Genomic DNA, 17425 nt, shown 5'->3' on the forward strand with positions numbered 1-17425 from the left:
ACCCCCCTATCCTAAAAAAGACATTAATTGTTGTTTCGTATTTTGTGCATCTTGCACATCTTTTTGCAGCATCTGCTTCAGCTGCGGATCCGTACATGCTTGTGCATACTCTTGTAATTTGTTAATAACTGTTGCATGCCCACCAATAAGATGACGTAAATTCTCCACTTCAAGCTCGTTTAAATTTTGCATCGTAACAGCCTTCCTTTCTTTGTTCATTCAACATTTAGTATCTATTTATTTTTAGATTGTATGCACTAAAAAACCTTAGAATCGCTTCTAAGGTTTCCTTTTATTCATACTCAAGCCGCAAAGCCAAATACATCTGTAATTAACGAAAGAATTAATAACACAACTACTACACCGCCGGCTACTCTTGCTATCAATTTCTTTCGTTGCTCTACACTCGAAACAACAAATCGGAAATATAATATACCACCTAACGCAATAAGAATACATTCCAATGCAATACTAATAGCTGGAAATCTCCATAGCTCAAAACCCAGCAAAGGAAAGTCTCCAAAATTCCCTGGAAGTAACGGCAAATCAGCACGATGCACAAGTAAATCAAGAACCCAATGACTAAAAACTACCGCTCCAATAACAAGGCCACTTCTTCTTCCCCAAAACTTTCTACCCACTATTCCTGCAAAAAAGGCAATACACAGTGCCCCTATTAAAGAGTGTGAATAATCTGCATGAATCACCGCTTCACCATAACCATTACCACCAATAGGCTCTATTGTCTCTACTCCTAAAACATAAAGTGGCACAAAGATGACGTCCAATAGTTGTGTGCTTAACATGAGAGCCCAAAGCGGTATTTTCGGTGACTTCGCTTTCACTGCTGCAGCTAAGCCAAAATGTCCTGCAAACATTTCACTTCACATCCTTTAGCATTTTCGCCTCTAACAAACCGCAACCTACTGTAAAAAGAAGCATGAACAGCAAAAAATTCATGGTTTCTCTCTCCTTATTCACTCTTTTATAACATGCAGTCCTTTAATAAACGTTTCCAGTAATAAATGTAAACTTGCATCTAAATCCAGTGGCGACCCAAATCCACCTTGCTGTTCAATCGATGCAAATCCGTGACAAATACTCCTTAGTCCGCGCGTAGCATGAAGCGCCTGCTCACCTTCTAAACCGTATTGTTGTAAAACACGAAGACAAAGCTCTACAGTTCCATCACCTGCTTGTTGCACTTCTTCATCTCGTAAAAAAGTTGCTTCATACAATCCAGGATGTTTTCGGACAAACGACACGTACGCTTCTCCTAATGCATGAATTGCTTCATCCATCCTTTTACCCTCTACTGCCTCTTTCAGCGCCTCGTGCAGCTGTTCTATTCCGTAAACACCAAGATTTTTTCGTACGTCTTGTAAACCTTTCACATGATTATATAGTGAGGGAGAGCGTATTCCCAGCCTTTGCGATAATGACGCTAATGTTACTTCTTGTATTCCATTTGTATCTGCGATTTCTGCCGCTGTGTCTACAATTTTCTGTAATGTAAGTCCGATTCTCGGTGACATAAATTAGCCCTCTTTCATACTTTCTATATTTCGCTTTGCTTCCTCAATGGCACTGTCTATTGCAGCGCCTGGATCCTTTATCATTTTCCCATGCCCTGCCGCAAGCAAGGAAGGCTCATATTCTCTTAGCTTCTCTGCACTCTGTAATGCTATTTCTTTACTCCACGTTGCCATCGCAGGAAACGGAAACCAAAATTTCATTTGTCCCGAAACAGCAGTGCCTCCTCTTGTTTGAAATGCATCCCCGACAATGAGGGCGTTATTTCGCGTATCAAGAAACGACATGGAACCTGGTGTATGTCCCGGCGTCATGATCGCAAGAAGCGATCCAATCCGATCTCCATCCTCTAATAAGATATCTGGTCTCGTCTTCACTTTTTTAGGTACACCGCCTTTTATTGGCGTATTCGGTTCATCTCTTTGTAATGTCATATCTCCTTCTAACAACCTTGCGTCCCGCTTAGAAATATAAACAGGAACATTAGGAAGTGCTTCCTTTAATGCATCTAGCGCACCGATGTGATCATCATGTGCATGTGTTAATACAATATTAGTAATCGGTTTCCCTATTTGCTGAGCCGCTTGTAAGATGCCTTTCACGCTATATGGCAGTGCAGCATCAATTAAAGTTAAACCGTCTTCTTCCTCCACAAAGTAACAATTCACAGGAAACACTCTTGGCAAAAACGACAATTGATATACCGTTTTCTCATGTATCATTCTCATATTTCCAGCTCCCTTTCAAAAACTAATGGTGTTAGTTTTATTATAACTAATGATATTAGTTTTTGTCACTGAAAATTCCATTTTTGGGCAAAAAAAAGGCAAAAGTCGCTCTAAACGACTCCTGCCTTTTACATATTAAACTGTATAACGCTCATCCTCTAACACTTTCGCTGCGATTTCACGTTTCTTTGGAATCACATTAAGCGGTGTGTGACGAGTGAATTTACGAAGCGCAGATAACATCATGCGCAGCATATCACCATTTTCAACAGCGATAATTGTTTCTTTTGCATCTGCTTCGATTTGATTGAATGCTTCTTGGCAGAATACTTCTGTATATAATACTTTCTGTTTGTTCTTCTCAAGGCCAGTTGTTTTGATTGCTTTTTCTGTACGAAGAACTGCTGATTCCATTGCATATAGGTTGCTTACGATATCAGCGATGTTAACAAGAACTTCTTGTTCTTTATCTAAAGCTTTACCGTATTTTTGAACAGCTAAACCAGCAACCATTAAGCCGATTTTCTTCGCGTTCTTTACTAAATGTTTTTGAAGTGCTAATGGCTCATCGCCTACTTCTTCCGGCATCATCATCATTAATTCTTCTTGTAATTTTTGTGCTTTTTGCAGAAGTGGTAATTCACCTTTCATTGCTTTACGCAAGAACGTACCTGGTACGATTAAGCGGTTAATTTCATTCGTACCTTCAAAGATACGGTTAATGCGAGAATCGCGGTACATTCTTTCAATCTCGTACTCTGCCATAAATCCGTAACCACCATGAATTTGAACACCTTCGTCTACTACGTAATCTAATACTTCAGAACCAAATACTTTATTTAAAGAACACTCAATTGCATATTCAGCGATAGAAGCTGCTACAGCTTTCCCGTCTTTTACTTCTTCTTCTGATAATGTACTCATACGGCTTTCAAATAAACCAACTGTACGATATACAGAGCTTTCAGCTGCATAAATTTTCGCTGCCATATTTGCAAGCTTCTCTTGAATTAATGGGAAGCGAGCAATTGGTTGCTTAAACTGCTGACGTTGATTTGCATATTGCGCTGAAATTTCTAACGCACGTTTTGATGAACCAACTGTACCAACACCTAATTTATAGCGGCCGATATTTAAAATGTTAAAGGCAATTACATGACCTTTACCAATTTCACCAAGTACATTTTCTTTTGGCACTAATGCGTCTTCTAAGATTAACGTACGAGTAGAAGAACACTTAATACCCATTTTCTTTTCTTCCGGGCTTGTAGATACGCCAGCGTATTCTTTCTCTACGATAAACGCTGTGAAATGCTCGCCATCTACTTTTGCGTATACAACAAATACATCAGCGAAAGCGGAGTTTGTAATCCACTGTTTTTCACCGTTTAATACATAATGTGTACCTTCCGCATTTAAGCGAGCCGTTGTTTTTGCTCCTAATGCATCAGATCCAGAACCTGGCTCAGTTAATGCGTAAGCAGCTAGCTTTTCGCCTGTTGCTAATGCAGGAAGATATGTTTTCTTTTGCTCCTCGTTACCGAATAATACGATTGGTAACGATCCGATACCAACGTGAGCACCGTGCGTAATTGCAAAGCCGCCCGCACGAGAGAATTTCTCTGCAATTAACGCAGAACTCACTTTATCAAGGCCAATGCCGCCGTACTCTTCTGGTACATCAGCACCTAATAATCCAAGCTCACCTGCTTCTTTTAATAAACGAACAGAACGATCAAACTCATGCTGCTCTAAATATTCAAGTTCTGGTAATACTTCATTTACGATAAAGTCCTCTGTCGTTTTCGCAATCATTTTATGCTCATCTGTATAATCCTCAGGTGTAAACACTTGATCAATTGTAATATCATCAACTAAAAAGCTGCCGCCTTTCACTGCACTTCCCACTATTTTTTCCATGAAAAATTCCTCCTTCATATTTTCATAGGCTGCTTCTCCCATTTTAAGAGAAACTGGCCCTCCCTTTATTTCCGTACCCTATCGTCGCTTCCATTCTTTATCTATCTAGCTTCACTTTTATTGAATTCAGTTCCAGCGGCTAGAATGTTTGGTGGCTTCACTTCTTCCACCTCACATTCTGAGCAAGCCGCTTCCACTTTTTACTTTTATAATAATTCAAATACCCCAGCAGCACCCATGCCGCCACCGATACACATTGTTACGATACCGAATTGTTCATTACGGCGTTTCATTTCATGGATAAGAGATAATGTTAGTTTCGATCCTGTACAGCCAAGTGGATGTCCAAGAGCAATCGCGCCGCCGTTTACGTTTACTTTTTCTTCATCTAATCCAAGTTCGCGAATAACTTGAATCGATTGAGAAGCGAATGCTTCATTTAGTTCAAATAAACCGATATCAGATAATTCTAAGCCTGCTAATTTTAACGCTTTTGGAATCGCTGCAATTGGACCGATTCCCATTACTTCTGGCGGTACACCAGCTACTGCGAAGGAACGGAATCTTGCAAGCGGCTTTAATCCGTCGCTTACTGCTTTTTCACGATCCATCAGTAATACTGCTGCTGCGCCGTCGCTCAGCTGCGAAGAATTTCCAGCTGTTACCGAACCACGCACGTTAAATGCTGGTCGTAGTTTCCCAAGCACATCTAACGTCGTATCTGCTCTTACACCTTCATCTTGTGAGAACACAAGTGTTTCTTCTTGTAACTTATTGTTTGCTGAAACAGTTCGAAGTGTTACATCCACTGGTACTGTTTCATCTACGAACTTTCCTTCCGCTAATGCTTTTGCTGCACGCTGATGGCTTCTTACTGCAAACGCATCTTGCTCTTCACGGGAAATTCCATATTTCATCGCTACTTGCTCCGCTGTATGTCCCATGCTCATATAATATTCTGGGGCTGCTTCAACAAGGCGGTTGTTTGGGCGAACAACGTGTCCCATCATCGGTACTAAACTCATGGATTCAGCACCGCCGGATAATACTGCTTCCGAATGGCCAAGCATAATACGCTCTGCACCGTAAGCGATACTTTGCAGCCCAGAAGAGCAGTAACGGTTAATTGTAATAGCTGGAACATTATAAGAAAGTCCTGCTAGCCCGCCGATATTACGCGCCATATTTAGGCCTTGCTCTGCTTCTGGCGTCGCACAACCAAAAATTAAATCATCAATTGGACCGTCATAGTTATTCGCACGTTTTAATGTTTCTTTTACAACTAATGCCCCTAAATCATCGGGACGTACTGTTTTTAATGATCCTCTCTTCGCTTTCCCAACTGGCGTTCTTGCGCCTGCAACAATAACAGCTTCTCTCATGAACATTCTTCCTCCTTAGTTACGTAATGGTTTTCCTTTTACAAGCATGTGCTGCATTCTTGCTTGTGATTTCATTTCGCTCACTAAACTAATAAATGCTTCGCGTTCCACATCTAATAAATATTGTTCATCAACTTCTGTTCCATATGGGATTTTTCCGCCAGCAATGACATATGCAAGTTTTTTCGCAATGTGTAAGTCATATTCGGAAATATAGCCAGATAAGTGCATTGCTTCTGCCCCAAGCACGAGCGCTGCATATCCTGTTTCACCGACAACTGGAATCTTTTTACAGATTGGTGCTTTATAGCCCGCTTCATATAAAGCAAGTGCCTTTTGTTTTGCATCATATAGTAAGTGATCGCCATTGACGCTAATACCATCTTTATCGCCTAAGAAGTTATGAGAAGCTGCTTCTTGTGCAGATGTTGAAACTTTCGCCATCGCTACTGTTTCAAACACTTTGTTTGCAACTTTTTGCAGGTCAAACTCAACACCGTTTGCCATTTTGTTCAAATGTTTAATGTATAACTCTTTGTTGCCGCCTCCGCCAGGGATTAAACCAACACCAACTTCTACTAATCCCATGTACGTTTCGCTAGAAGCTTGAATGCTAGCTGCTGGTAAGCAAACCTCTGTACCGCCGCCAAGCGTCATTCCATAAGGCGCTGCCACGACTGGTTTTGAACAGTACTTCATTCTCATCATTGCATCTTGGAAGTTTTTCACGACCCACTCAATTTCAAAGTAGTTATCGTCTTGCGCTTCCATTAAAATCATCGCAAGGTTTGCACCTACGCAGAAGTTCTTTGATTGATTTCCAATGACAAGTCCTTTGTAATTCTTCTCTACTTCATCGACAGCGTAATTAATCATTTGCGTAATATCCATGCCGATTGCGTTGCTCTTAGAATGGAACTCTAAGCAAAGAATGCCGTCTCCTAAATCAATTAAGCTCGCACCGCTGTTTTTCTTTAATACGCCATTTTTCTCTTTCAGTTGTTTTAGAGAAATTGCCTTTTTATTACGAACGATTTGTTTGTATTCACCGTTATCATAGTAATAGCTCTCGCCATTATCATGTTTATAGAACGATGTAACACCGTTCTCGATCATTTCTTTTACCCAAGCTGGAACAACTTGACCATTCTCTTCCATCTTCTGAACGGACTTCTCAACGCCAATTGCATCCCAAATTTCAAATGGACCTTGTTCCCAGCCGAAGCCCCACTTCATCGCATTATCAATTGCGACAATATCATCAGCAATTTCTTTCGTAAGCTTTGCTGCATATAGAAGCGTCGGTGTAATAATGTTCCATAACAATTCACCAGCGCGGTCTTTTGCATATATAAGCGCTTTCAATTTATTCGCTAATCCTTTTTCCTGTTTGCTTAATTCAACAGAAGCCGCTTTCAATTTTTTGCGTTCTTCGTATTCCATTGTTTCAGGATTTAACTCTAAAATCTCTTTTCCTTGTTTTAAGAAGAAGCCTTGACCTGTTTTGCTTCCAAGCCATTTTCTTTCTAACATATCGTGCATGAAAGCTGGTACTTTGAAGACTTCGCGCTCTTCTTCTTGTACATTTTCATATACGTTATTTGCAACGTGAACAAATGTGTCTAATCCAACAACATCTAATGTGCGGAACGTTGCGCTTTTTGGACGACCAATTAATGGACCTGTTACAGAATCTACTTCCCCAACGCTATAACCGCGTTTTACCAACTCTTGCAGCGTTACAAGCAATCCGTACGTACCAATGCGGTTTCCAATAAAGTTTGGTGTGTCTTTTGCAACAACAACACCTTTTCCAAGTACATCTTCGCCAAATAGTTTCATGAAGTTTAACACATGTGGATCTGTATCTTTTGTCGGTATAATCTCAAGAAGTTTTAAATAACGTGGTGGGTTAAAAAAGTGCGTTCCTAGGAAATGTTTTTTGAAGTCATCTGAACGCCCTTCGATCATCTTTTCAACGGAAATCCCCGATGTATTTGAGCTCACAATAGAACCTGGTTTCCGAACAGCTTCTACCTTTTCAAATACTTTCTTTTTAATATCTAAATTTTCAACAACAACTTCAATAATCCAATCAACGTCAGCAAGGCGTTCCATATCATCTTCCATATTTCCCGCTTCAATTAACTCTAAATTTCCTTTTACTGTAAGAGGAGCTGGTTTTTGCTTTAACAATTTTTGCAGCGCTCCGTTACTAAAACGATTTCGTACACTTTTATGTTCTAATGTAAGTCCCTTCGCTTCTTCCTCTTTTGTAAGCGTTGGCGGTACAATATCAAGCAATAGTGTTGGTATACCGATGTTAGCTAAATGTGCAGCAATTCCAGAACCCATTACACCAGAACCAAGAACTGCAGCCTTTTTAATTTGGAACATCCAATTCTCCCCCTTATTCTTGAATGAATGCTCATTCAATTTTTCGACAAACGTCGCAATCTATGAGTGAGCCTCTACTAATAAATATATGATATAGTTTAAATTTTCGCAATATATTTAAAAATAAAATTTTCTGAACTTATTTCTTTTTTCATATTTTGGGCATGATATGTAGTGAACTTCCTTTCTTTAAACACCTTATCCTAAAAAGGTTCGTTACAGTTCAAAAATCCATAAAGTGAAACTTCCATCAGTGAATGATTTTTTCACTGATGGAAAGCTCTCACCAACCGGGCTTTTACGGGCTGTTATTTTCCTCGCTTTTCTCTGCATCTTGATGCGGAGGTCTTACTGCCCGTTAAAGCGGGATAAATTTGATCACACGGAGGCATAACTTATGGCTAAAATTAAGAAAAACCCATCAAAAGCAGGTATTAGTTCTACAAGCGTAACAGGAAATGCTGGTCCAGTTGATCGCGGCATCGAAAAAGGCCGCCAAGGAAACAATCAGCAATATAAAAAACAAAACATGGGTGAAAAATAAAAGTACAAATATAGGCAGCGAGCATGGCATAATGAAGAATGGGCTATATCGCTGCCTATTCCATACATAAAAGAGGGTTCAAAATGAAACGAACGATTACATTACTTGTTATTACTGCTACATTATTTATTGCGATGGTTTTTTCCTTATATTCCCACAGACAAAAAGTAGCCAGGGCTGCTCAGCCTGATATATATGGAAAGTACGGCGTGACGATTGATGCAAAGACCGGAGAAGTTCTATATGGAAAACGTGAAAATGAACGCTCTTATCCAGCAAGTGTAGCAAAAATGATGACTGCTCTTCTTCTACTGGAAAATGTAAAAGAAAATGAAGAGATTACTGTTACAGAACATGCAATAAAGACAGAAAGCCAAAGTACAAAAATTAAACTACATGCCGGAGAAAAGCTAAAGCGTAATGAGGCATTAAAGTTGATGCTTGTTATTAGCGCCGATCCAATCGGCGAGTCGGTCGCAGAACATATCGCCGGCTCCAAAGAGAAGTTCGCAAAAATGATGAATGAACGAGCAAAACAGCTCGGAGCGACACATACAACGTTTAAAAATGCAAGCGGGGCTGATGCACTTGGAAATAAAATTTCACCATATGATTTAGCACTTATTACAAGAGAAGTATTAAAGTATCCAGAAGTCTTGCAGGATATGAATACAATTCATACAACTATACATACATCCATGCAAACGAAAAAAATCGCAAACTATGGACGTGAAGAATTGTACGCTGATCCACATGCGATTGGAAGTAAAAGCGGTCTTTCTGCGTTAGCAGAATATACAGTCGTTACAATAGATGAAAAAGACGGTAAAAGAGTGATTAATGTCGTTCTCTCTTCTGGTCGCAAAACACTGTATCCTGATGCAAAAAAGATGGCGGATTATGCTTTTGAACAATTAAAATAACCAAGGAAGTTTATACTTCCTTGGTTATTTTTTAATCATTCCTTTTAATACGAATGCTACGTTAGCTGGACGTTCTGCTAAGCGACGCATGAAATAGCCGTACCAGTCGTTTCCATATGGTACATACACTCGCATTTTATATCCTTCTTTCACAAGCTCAAGTTGACGCTCTGTACGAATGCCGTATAACATTTGGAATTCAAACTGATCACGAGAAATGTTATATTCTTCAGCAAGTTTTTTTGTATATTCAATAATTGCATCATCATGTGAAGCGATTGCTGTATAATTACCATTTAATAAGTGCGTTTTAATAATCTTTTTATAATTGTCATCTACATCTTTCTTTTCTGGAAATGCAACTTCTTCAGACTCTTTATAAGCCCCTTTTACAAGGCGTAAATTTGGGTTATACGCATTCAAATCATCTATATCTTTTTCAGTACGATATAAATACGCTTGAATTACTGTACCAACATTATCATATTCTTCTTTTAACAGCTTGAAGATTTCAATTGTTTTTCCACAACGTGAATAATCTTCCATATCAATTGTTACAAACACACCGTTTTCTTTCGCTGCATCTAAAATACGGCGCATATTGTTCATAACTAAATTTTCTGAGATGTCTAAACCCATAGAAGTCATTTTTAATGAAAGCTGAGAATCTAACTTTTCGCGACCAATTGCACGAATCGCTTCAATCGATTCATCCGCCATTTCATTTGCCTCTGCTTCGTTATCAACAAATTCCCCTAAATAGTCGATCGTAACACAAAGGTTTTGCTTATTTAAATCTTTAATTGCAGCTACCGCTAAATCAATTGTTTCTCCTGCAACAAAGCGTCCTGCGCCAAAACGTAAACCGTATTTTTTCGCTAGTTTTGTCATTGCTTTATTTTTTGATAAAAACAAGAAGGAATTACGCATTAATTGTTCCATGTACTCCACCCCTATGACTGTACTTTGTCTGTTTTTTACCCCTCTTCTAAATTATATCACTGTTTAAAATTATTTGATACAAATAATTATTTAGATAATTAACATAATAATACGAGAATGTTTGTATAATTGAATTTTAAAAGGAAAAATATGAAATAAAAATGTTTCGACATACAGAAATTTCAGGGGTATGAGTAGCAATATAGGAAAATACCGCCTATGAGAAATCATTTCGACAAATAATCTTTAACACTTTCTTCTCTTTATATAAAGGAAAAAACGCTCCCTTCATTTCGTATAAAGATGGCATACACATAACCAAACATTATATAAAAATAACTCATATACATGTTCATAAAAAACACAAAAAAAGACTACTTGATTACAAGTAGCCATTTCTCATTTGTCACTTATTTTGTCTATGTTCATCATTGCGCTTTTTAATTTCTGTTATTAATTTTACCATCTCTTCTTTCGCATCTGGATACGTTTCATTCCAATGCTTTACAAGCGCTGGCATTGTTTTAGCAATATACGAATATAACGCCCATTTCTCAACCTTTTGTTTATATTCTTCATCGCTCTCTCCTAATAATAGCTCTGTATACTTCTGTAGCAACCCGTCAAACTGTTCTTGAAATTTTTCATTCACCCTATAGCCCCTCCTTCATATTTCTTTAAACTTGATAATAAAGAAATTTAAAGGCAGAAACAAATTTCTTGCCCTTCATACAAAAAAGAAGCAGCTCTATTTAGCTGCTTCCCCTATTCTTTATCCCGCTACCTTTGGACAGTAAAGCCCGACTGATTCCACTAGTTAAGGTTCACTCTATAACTTCGACTGTACAGATTGTAACTTCTTCTCCATAGAGCTAACTTTATCACGGCGGTCATCAACGCGAATATTTGTTGCTACGCGGCCTGCGCCTCTAGAAAATGGAACTTCATGCATTTGTTGAATAACTTCAAATAACACCGGAAGTTCTCCTTCAATAATTGTATTCATTGGTGTTAATTGATACTTCACGCGATCTGCATTTTTCTCAAGTACTTTTTGTATTTCTGCTACATACTCACTTACACTTGTAGTACCTGTTCCAACTGGGATAATTGTAACATCAACAATTGCCATTTCTGTTCACCTCTTCTATAGATTCTTTATTATTGTACAAAATTTTCTCCGCAATTTCCTACATTACATACTTATGTAAATCAATTTTTCATCTTTTGAACTTCCTACTACTTAGCATTTTAGCTTAATGCTCCATATAAATTAATTTATTTCCTCTGAATATGCTTATCTACCGTAACTCTTTTCTGTCCGCCTTGCATATATTGATATCACTTCTTCAAGAAATCGTTTTTTCGCAACTTTGAAAGGGAGTGAACGATGAAACGTTTATTTATTACCTCATTATTAGCAGGAAGTCTTCTACTAGGAACAACAGCATGTGAAAAAGAGAAAGACAAACCAGCTTCTTCTCCTCCAGTTGAAAAGCCGGTTCCACCAGAACAACAACTACCTCCTACTCCACAACCTGCTCCTCAACCGAGCCAACCTAATCCATCTCAACCAGCACAAGTTGAGACAACTCGAACTATCCAAGAATTTGTCTCAACTTTTAACAGTCTCGGGAAGCCATCCGGATATAACTTAGGGAATGTTAAGCTATTCACAGAGGATCAAGCAACTGTTACGTATAATGGAACATTCAGTAATGGTTTAGGATTTGGCATGACAGTTTATAAATCTAACGGCAATATCGGTGCTGTTGCTGTTGTCGGTTCAGATGCTTCTGAACAAGATACTTCAGCCTTTTATGCAACAGTAGGTCTTGTTATTTTGAGTTTAGACCCTTCTCTTGGCCAACAAGGTGTTATGTCTATTTTAGAACAACTTGGATTAACTGATCGTACATCTCATCAATATACAACACAAGCTATTGGGGGTACATTGAGAGTAACAGAAAGTAACGGTACCCTCACATTCCAAGCTGTCCATAACTAAAATAAATGGCTGCCGGGAAAATCCCGACAGCCTAAAGTTCTATTTTTCTATTTTAAATTGTTCTACTAGCTTTTCCAAATCTCTCATTTCCACTGTTAATCGCTCCATCGTTCCTGATACTTTTTCTAAATGCGATACCTGTGTTTCTGTAGCTGCATTAACTTCTTCTGATACAGCTGCACTCTCCTGACTTGTTTCAGCGATGGTTTGCATAACTTGTGTAATATCTTTCTGCTCATGTCCGATATTTTGCACTTCAGTAGAAATGTTTTCAATAGAAGTAACAATTGTATTTACTACAGACATAACAATTTTGAATGCTTTCTCAGCATCAGTTGTTACATAACCTTGCACATTGGCAATTTCTTTTAAATTGCCGACAACTTCTACAACGCGAGATACTTCTTGCTGCACTTCTCCAATAATAGATGCGATATCTCCGGTCGCTTCTTTTGATTGCTCAGCTAATTTTCGCACTTCTTCTGCAACAACAGCAAATCCTTTTCCTTGTTCCCCTGCACGCGCTGCTTCAATGGAAGCATTTAATGCTAATAAATTTGTTTGGTCAGAAATTCCTTTAATAAGCTCAACTACATTTTGAATAGACTGTACACTATGTTCAAGCTTATCAGCTGCCGCTTCTGTTTCAATCACAATCGAAGAAGCTTCTTCTCTTGTATTCACTAAACGCTGCATCATCTGCAAGCCATTTTGTGACGCTTGTTCTGCCTTACTCGTTACATCTTTAATAGAGGTTACTGAGCCATTTACTTGTCCCACAGACTGTTCCATGTTTTCTAGCTGTGCTGAAATTTCCTCAACACTATTTGCTAGTGTCGATGCACCACCTGTTACATCATCCATTGCACTAGAAACTTCCTTACTTGCAGCAACAGTCTCATTCGTTAAATAATGCAGGTTATCCGCGGATTGTTGCACTGAAGATACATTATGCTTAATACGGCTAACCATTTCATTCATTTGTCCAACCATTTCGTTAAAATGATTTGTTAATACACCCACTTCATCATTCGTTTGTGCTTTCATTTGTAGCGTTAAATCCCCTTCCGCTACTTTTTGCACTTGCTTCGTTAAAGATTGAAGTGGTCTTGTTAATCTTCTTGCAAACAAATACGATGTAAGAATTGCAACAAGTACACCAGCACACGCTAACCATATAAACGTATCTTTTAGCCCTGCTAATAAATTATCAATGTCATCTTTCGGATAAACAATTCCGATCTTCCATTGCATTGATTTCATTGGTTGACTATACGCAATTACATCTTTCCCTTTTAACGTAGTAGCCACAAAATCACTTTTATCTTGTTTTAAACTTTTAATCAGTGGTTCTTTCGATACATCTTTTCCAACTTTATCTGGATACACTAACGCCACGTTTTTATCATTCACAATAAACGTTTGTCCTTTATAGTTATACTGGACGTTATGAAGCATCTGTTGAACTCTGTTTAAGGACACATCCATTGCTACAACACCAAGTACTTCCGAACCATCTGAGGATAAAATCGCTTTTGAAATACCGACGCTTAATTGCCCTGTCGTCAGTTCATATTGCGGCTGCCCCCAATGCATAGCTTTCGGATCATTTACAGCTGCCTTATACCAGCTTCTTGTTGTCGGATCAAATCCTTCTGGTAATTTCCCACCATCTGCAATACTCGCACTTAATGTCTTTTTATCTTTAGTACCGATATAGAGATCTAAAATATCAGGGTGATTCTTTTTAAACCCTAAAAACTCCCTCGTTATCACCGCTTCTTCTTCCGGCTTCACGCCATCTTGCAACATTTTAATCGTCATCTCACTACTGGAATAGTATGTCATATCCTCCTCAATCCCAGTAATAAACTCATTCATTTGTTCTGATAACAAATCCATTGTGTTATGAGAATATTGATCAAGAATACGTGACTGCTGCTGTTTTTGCAACTGATATACAGTTGTCCCTAAAATCATAAACAACATTGAAATAAGTACCGAAAATACAACTGTTAATTTCCAACGTAAGCTTCTCATAGTCTCTAATCCCCTAGCCCCTTCTTGGTGAATTTTATTAAATTATTTAATATCATTATATTAAGAGTAAGTGATTTTTGTAAAACTTTAAAATTGATAAAGTGAAACTTCCATCAGTGGGGTTTTCTTTATCCTCCCACTGACGGAAAGCCCGCCCAATCGAGTGCATGCCAACAGTTATCCCCCACCTATCTTCTTCGCTTCTCTCAATCTTGAGGTGGGAGTCTTATTGCCCGCGAATAGCGGGATAAAATAGCTATACTTGTATTCACAAAAAGAGTTCTTTATTCTTAGGGAAGAAGAAATTTTCGTTCAGGAGGCACTATGTTACAGAGATTCGGTTTTTCACAATATGAAAGTCAAGCATACGAAGTTCTCGTTTCAAGCGAAGAGCCGCTTGATGCAACGAACATCGTGAAGTATTCTGGTGTTCCGAAAGCAAAGATATACGAAGTATTGGCACGTCTTATTGATAAAGGCATGGTAATGGATTCTGTTTCTGAAAAGAAAAAACTATATACTGCCTTGCCGCTGCAGCTTGCTATTGAAAAGTTGACCGCAGAATTTCAATCAAGTATTGAAGAGTTACAAAACAACGTATCAAAAAAAAGATTTACAGATGACCGGGTTTGGAGCTTAAAAGTGCAATCTTCTATTCACGCACAAAGTAAACAACTTGTACAGGAAGCGAAAAAATCCATTCGTATGTCTGCATGGAATGATACGTTCCTAGAATATATGCCGCTATTAGAAGAAAAGAAAAAGCGAGGCGTAGAGATAGAAGCACTTGTTGTAGGTAATCTTGATACAACGCTAGAACAAATTCACCTTCTTATTCCAACAGAAGAACATGATGCACTTGAACGCTTTTTACTGATCATTATCGATGATCGTGAAATTTTATTTGCGGGCGTTGAGCAAAACTCATGGCAAGCAATGAAAACAATGTCTCAACCATTCGTTAAATTTTTTACAGAGTTTTTCTATCACGACGTTGCTCTTGCGAAAATTACAGAGAAGCATCATGATTTATTTATGAATGACGAGGAAATTCGAAGTATTTTAATGAAATTACGTTATTAAAAAAACGGACATGGCTGGAGACAAACTTTCCTTCATGTCCGTTCTTCATTTTGTTTCTTTATATCAGATAACAATGAAATAATTTGTTCATTTTGTTTTATTTGTTCTTCTGAGTTTATATAAATAAACCGAATCCACCGAAACACAAAAGCAAGTACTACAACAGGAAGTGCCATAAAGAGAAATCCAATAACAGACGATAACATTGCCACTAGCATCCACCTCCTTGTAACAAGATATTCCACAATCTCTTTCAATATCCTTGCACAAAAAATAGACATCCCTAAAGGATGCCTATTTCAAAATTTCATTATCGACTAACTTACCTTTTTCTTATTCAAATTTACCTCTTTCTTATTCAAATACCAATACACCGGTAATCCAGTCAATACGATACCAATTGACAAGAAACAACTTACTGGATCATTGATAATCGCACTTCCAATTACAAATAATGATCCTAAAATTGCTAATATTGGTACGATTGGATATAAAGGAACACTATATTCACGTTTTTGTCCCGCATTACGTTTTCGTAAAATAAATACACCGATAAATGTCATCACATAGAAAATATAAATAATAAATACGGAAATCTCGGACAATTTATTCGGGTCACTTACAAGCATTAAAATAATACCAAGTAGAATTTCTACAAAAATTGCATTTGCCGGCGTTTTAAATTTATCATTAATTTTTGCAATAAATTTTGAAAATGGTAGCTGACCAAGTTCTGCCATTGATACTGGAATGCGTGGGAATGTTAAAATCTTTCCGTTTAAACATCCGAAAATCGAAACGATAACACCAATACTAATCAATTTCCCGCCATATTCACCTAATAACATCTCAGCCGCTTTCGCTGTCGCATTCTCACTAAGTGCAACAATTTGCGGAGCTGGTAACACTTTTAATAGTGCTGTGTTAATCAACACATACGCCGCTGTTACTACAAGAATTCCAACTATCAGGGCTTTTGGCAATAACTTTGTTGGATTTTTCATTTCACCGCCGATGGATGCTAATAAAATCCAACCATCATATGCAAATAATGTTGCTAAAATTGCCATCCCAATACTTTGATTTGCAGACTCTGGCACAACAACGTTAAATACATCGCTATTCCCTTTCCAAAATCCCATCACAACAATAAGCACAATTGGAATCATTTTCCCAATCGTTGTCACAGTTTGAACAATGCCACCATACTTTGTTCCAATACTATTTACAACGCCAAGAAATACAACTGTTCCAATCGCAATTGGCAAATTCCATACTTTATCAATATGGAAAAAGTTCAAAACTAATGAACTAAAATACATTCCTAATGTCCCAATAATTGCTGGTCCATATACAAGCGTTTGCATCCATCCAGACAAATAACCCCAAAATCTTCCATAAATTTCTTCTAAGTACGTATACAAACCACCGTTTTTCGGAATTTGTGCCCCAATTTCTGCAACAGTTAAACCGCTTGCTAAGGTTAAAATTCCACCTATTACCCAAGCAAAGATTGCCATGTTAGAACTACCTGCGTAATCCAATACTTTACCCGGCTTCATAAATACACCAGAGCCGATAATTGTTCCGATAACGATTGATAGTGCGACTGTTAGGCCAATTTTATTTTTGTCATCGTGATGCATACTGCGTCTCCTCCCTCTAATCTTAGTTTGATCTAAATAAAATAAAAAAAACACTCCTCCCTAAAAAAAGGGACGAGTGTTTGATTCGCGGTTCCACCCTTGTTCCAATTGACATGAAAACACAGCACGCCAATTGCTCAAGTTTCAGATAACGGCTGTTGCCGGCAAACAATTACTAGATGTTCGTTCACTGCTGCAGTTCAAAGGTGGTAAACTATTCTTTCGTATTAGGAAGCTCACAGCCTAAGGCTCCCCTCTCTGAGAATCGTAAAAAATAGA

The 17425-nt window shown here is 38.1% G+C and carries 17 protein-coding genes and 1 other annotated feature (1 of these 18 only partly in view); of the genes, 4 read left to right on the forward strand and 13 right to left on the reverse strand.

What is annotated here, in order from left to right:
- Positions 1-6 precede the first annotated feature (6 nt).
- From ACFQZ1_RS00620 to ACFQZ1_RS00650, 7 genes are all read right to left on the reverse strand, one after another.
- Entirely contained in the window at positions 7-192 is a 186-nt protein-coding gene (locus ACFQZ1_RS00620) for a hypothetical protein (protein ID WP_098308865.1), read from the reverse strand.
- A 110-nt stretch (positions 193-302) separates the two neighbouring features.
- Positions 303-878: a permease gene (locus ACFQZ1_RS00625; RefSeq protein ID WP_377880167.1), complete on the reverse strand. Its 576-nt coding sequence runs from the start codon at positions 876-878 to the stop codon at positions 303-305.
- Between the two features lie 99 nt (positions 879-977).
- On the reverse strand, positions 978-1535 hold the full coding sequence (locus tag ACFQZ1_RS00630) for a TetR/AcrR family transcriptional regulator (RefSeq protein ID WP_377880168.1): 558 nt from the start codon (positions 1533-1535) through the stop codon (positions 978-980).
- A 3-nt stretch (positions 1536-1538) separates the two neighbouring features.
- Positions 1539-2261, reverse strand: coding sequence for an MBL fold metallo-hydrolase (locus ACFQZ1_RS00635; protein WP_377880169.1), 723 nt, complete (start codon positions 2259-2261; stop codon positions 1539-1541).
- Between the two features lie 135 nt (positions 2262-2396).
- Complete coding sequence (locus ACFQZ1_RS00640) at positions 2397-4181, reverse strand: acyl-CoA dehydrogenase family protein (protein WP_377880170.1); 1785 nt, start codon at positions 4179-4181, stop codon at positions 2397-2399.
- A gap of 206 nt (positions 4182-4387) precedes the next feature.
- Positions 4388-5563: an acetyl-CoA C-acetyltransferase gene (locus tag ACFQZ1_RS00645; protein ID WP_377880171.1), complete on the reverse strand. Its 1176-nt coding sequence runs from the start codon at positions 5561-5563 to the stop codon at positions 4388-4390.
- A 15-nt stretch (positions 5564-5578) separates the two neighbouring features.
- The gene (locus tag ACFQZ1_RS00650) at positions 5579-7960 is read right to left on the reverse strand and encodes a 3-hydroxyacyl-CoA dehydrogenase NAD-binding domain-containing protein (protein WP_377880173.1); all 2382 of its coding nucleotides are present in this window, start codon (positions 7958-7960) and stop codon (positions 5579-5581) included.
- Between the two features lie 397 nt (positions 7961-8357).
- On the opposite strand from ACFQZ1_RS00650, the gene ACFQZ1_RS00655 reads away from it, so the two are divergent.
- The gene (locus ACFQZ1_RS00655) at positions 8358-8504 is read left to right on the forward strand and encodes a YuzL family protein (RefSeq protein ID WP_090916082.1); all 147 of its coding nucleotides are present in this window, start codon (positions 8358-8360) and stop codon (positions 8502-8504) included.
- A gap of 83 nt (positions 8505-8587) precedes the next feature.
- Positions 8588-9427 (forward strand): D-alanyl-D-alanine carboxypeptidase family protein, encoded by an 840-nt coding sequence (locus ACFQZ1_RS00660; RefSeq protein WP_377880175.1) that lies wholly within the window; start codon positions 8588-8590, stop codon positions 9425-9427.
- Between the two features lie 24 nt (positions 9428-9451).
- On the opposite strand, the gene ACFQZ1_RS00665 is transcribed toward ACFQZ1_RS00660, so the two are convergent.
- From ACFQZ1_RS00665 to ACFQZ1_RS00675, 3 genes are all read right to left on the reverse strand, one after another.
- Positions 9452-10369, reverse strand: coding sequence for a proline dehydrogenase family protein (locus ACFQZ1_RS00665; RefSeq protein WP_377880176.1), 918 nt, complete (start codon positions 10367-10369; stop codon positions 9452-9454).
- A 406-nt stretch (positions 10370-10775) separates the two neighbouring features.
- Positions 10776-11021, reverse strand: a complete 246-nt coding sequence (locus ACFQZ1_RS00670; RefSeq protein ID WP_336482407.1) for a YusU family protein — start codon at positions 11019-11021, stop codon at positions 10776-10778.
- A gap of 177 nt (positions 11022-11198) precedes the next feature.
- Complete coding sequence (locus ACFQZ1_RS00675) at positions 11199-11501, reverse strand: MTH1187 family thiamine-binding protein (protein WP_377880177.1); 303 nt, start codon at positions 11499-11501, stop codon at positions 11199-11201.
- 258 nt (positions 11502-11759) lie between these two features.
- Here ACFQZ1_RS00675 and ACFQZ1_RS00680 point away from each other — a divergent pair, with 258 nt between their 5' ends.
- Positions 11760-12377, forward strand: a complete 618-nt coding sequence (locus ACFQZ1_RS00680) for an adhesin (protein ID WP_377880178.1) — start codon at positions 11760-11762, stop codon at positions 12375-12377.
- 39 nt (positions 12378-12416) lie between these two features.
- Here ACFQZ1_RS00680 and ACFQZ1_RS00685 read toward each other — a convergent pair whose 3' ends face one another.
- Positions 12417-14417: a methyl-accepting chemotaxis protein gene (locus ACFQZ1_RS00685; RefSeq protein ID WP_377880179.1), complete on the reverse strand. Its 2001-nt coding sequence runs from the start codon at positions 14415-14417 to the stop codon at positions 12417-12419.
- 324 nt (positions 14418-14741) lie between these two features.
- Here ACFQZ1_RS00685 and ACFQZ1_RS00690 point away from each other — a divergent pair, with 324 nt between their 5' ends.
- Positions 14742-15500 carry a TrmB family transcriptional regulator gene (locus ACFQZ1_RS00690; RefSeq protein ID WP_377880181.1) on the forward strand — a complete coding sequence of 253 codons (759 nt, stop codon included), beginning with the start codon at positions 14742-14744 and terminating at the stop codon, positions 15498-15500.
- A gap of 32 nt (positions 15501-15532) precedes the next feature.
- Here the strand turns inward: ACFQZ1_RS00690 and ACFQZ1_RS00695 are convergent, their stop codons facing one another.
- Together ACFQZ1_RS00695 and ACFQZ1_RS00700 are read right to left on the reverse strand one after the other, a co-directional pair.
- Positions 15533-15712 (reverse strand): hypothetical protein, encoded by a 180-nt coding sequence (locus tag ACFQZ1_RS00695; RefSeq protein WP_377880278.1) that lies wholly within the window; start codon positions 15710-15712, stop codon positions 15533-15535.
- A 105-nt stretch (positions 15713-15817) separates the two neighbouring features.
- Complete coding sequence (locus tag ACFQZ1_RS00700; protein WP_377880182.1) at positions 15818-17146, reverse strand: APC family permease; 1329 nt, start codon at positions 17144-17146, stop codon at positions 15818-15820.
- A gap of 65 nt (positions 17147-17211) precedes the next feature.
- Positions 17212-17425 (reverse strand) — a binding site (T-box leader) (it continues 24 nt past the right edge of the window).

It is taken from the genome of Bacillus sp. CGMCC 1.60114 (genome assembly GCF_042676365.1).
GTDB lineage: Bacteria > Bacillota > Bacilli > Bacillales > Bacillaceae_G > Bacillus_A > Bacillus_A rhizoplanae_A.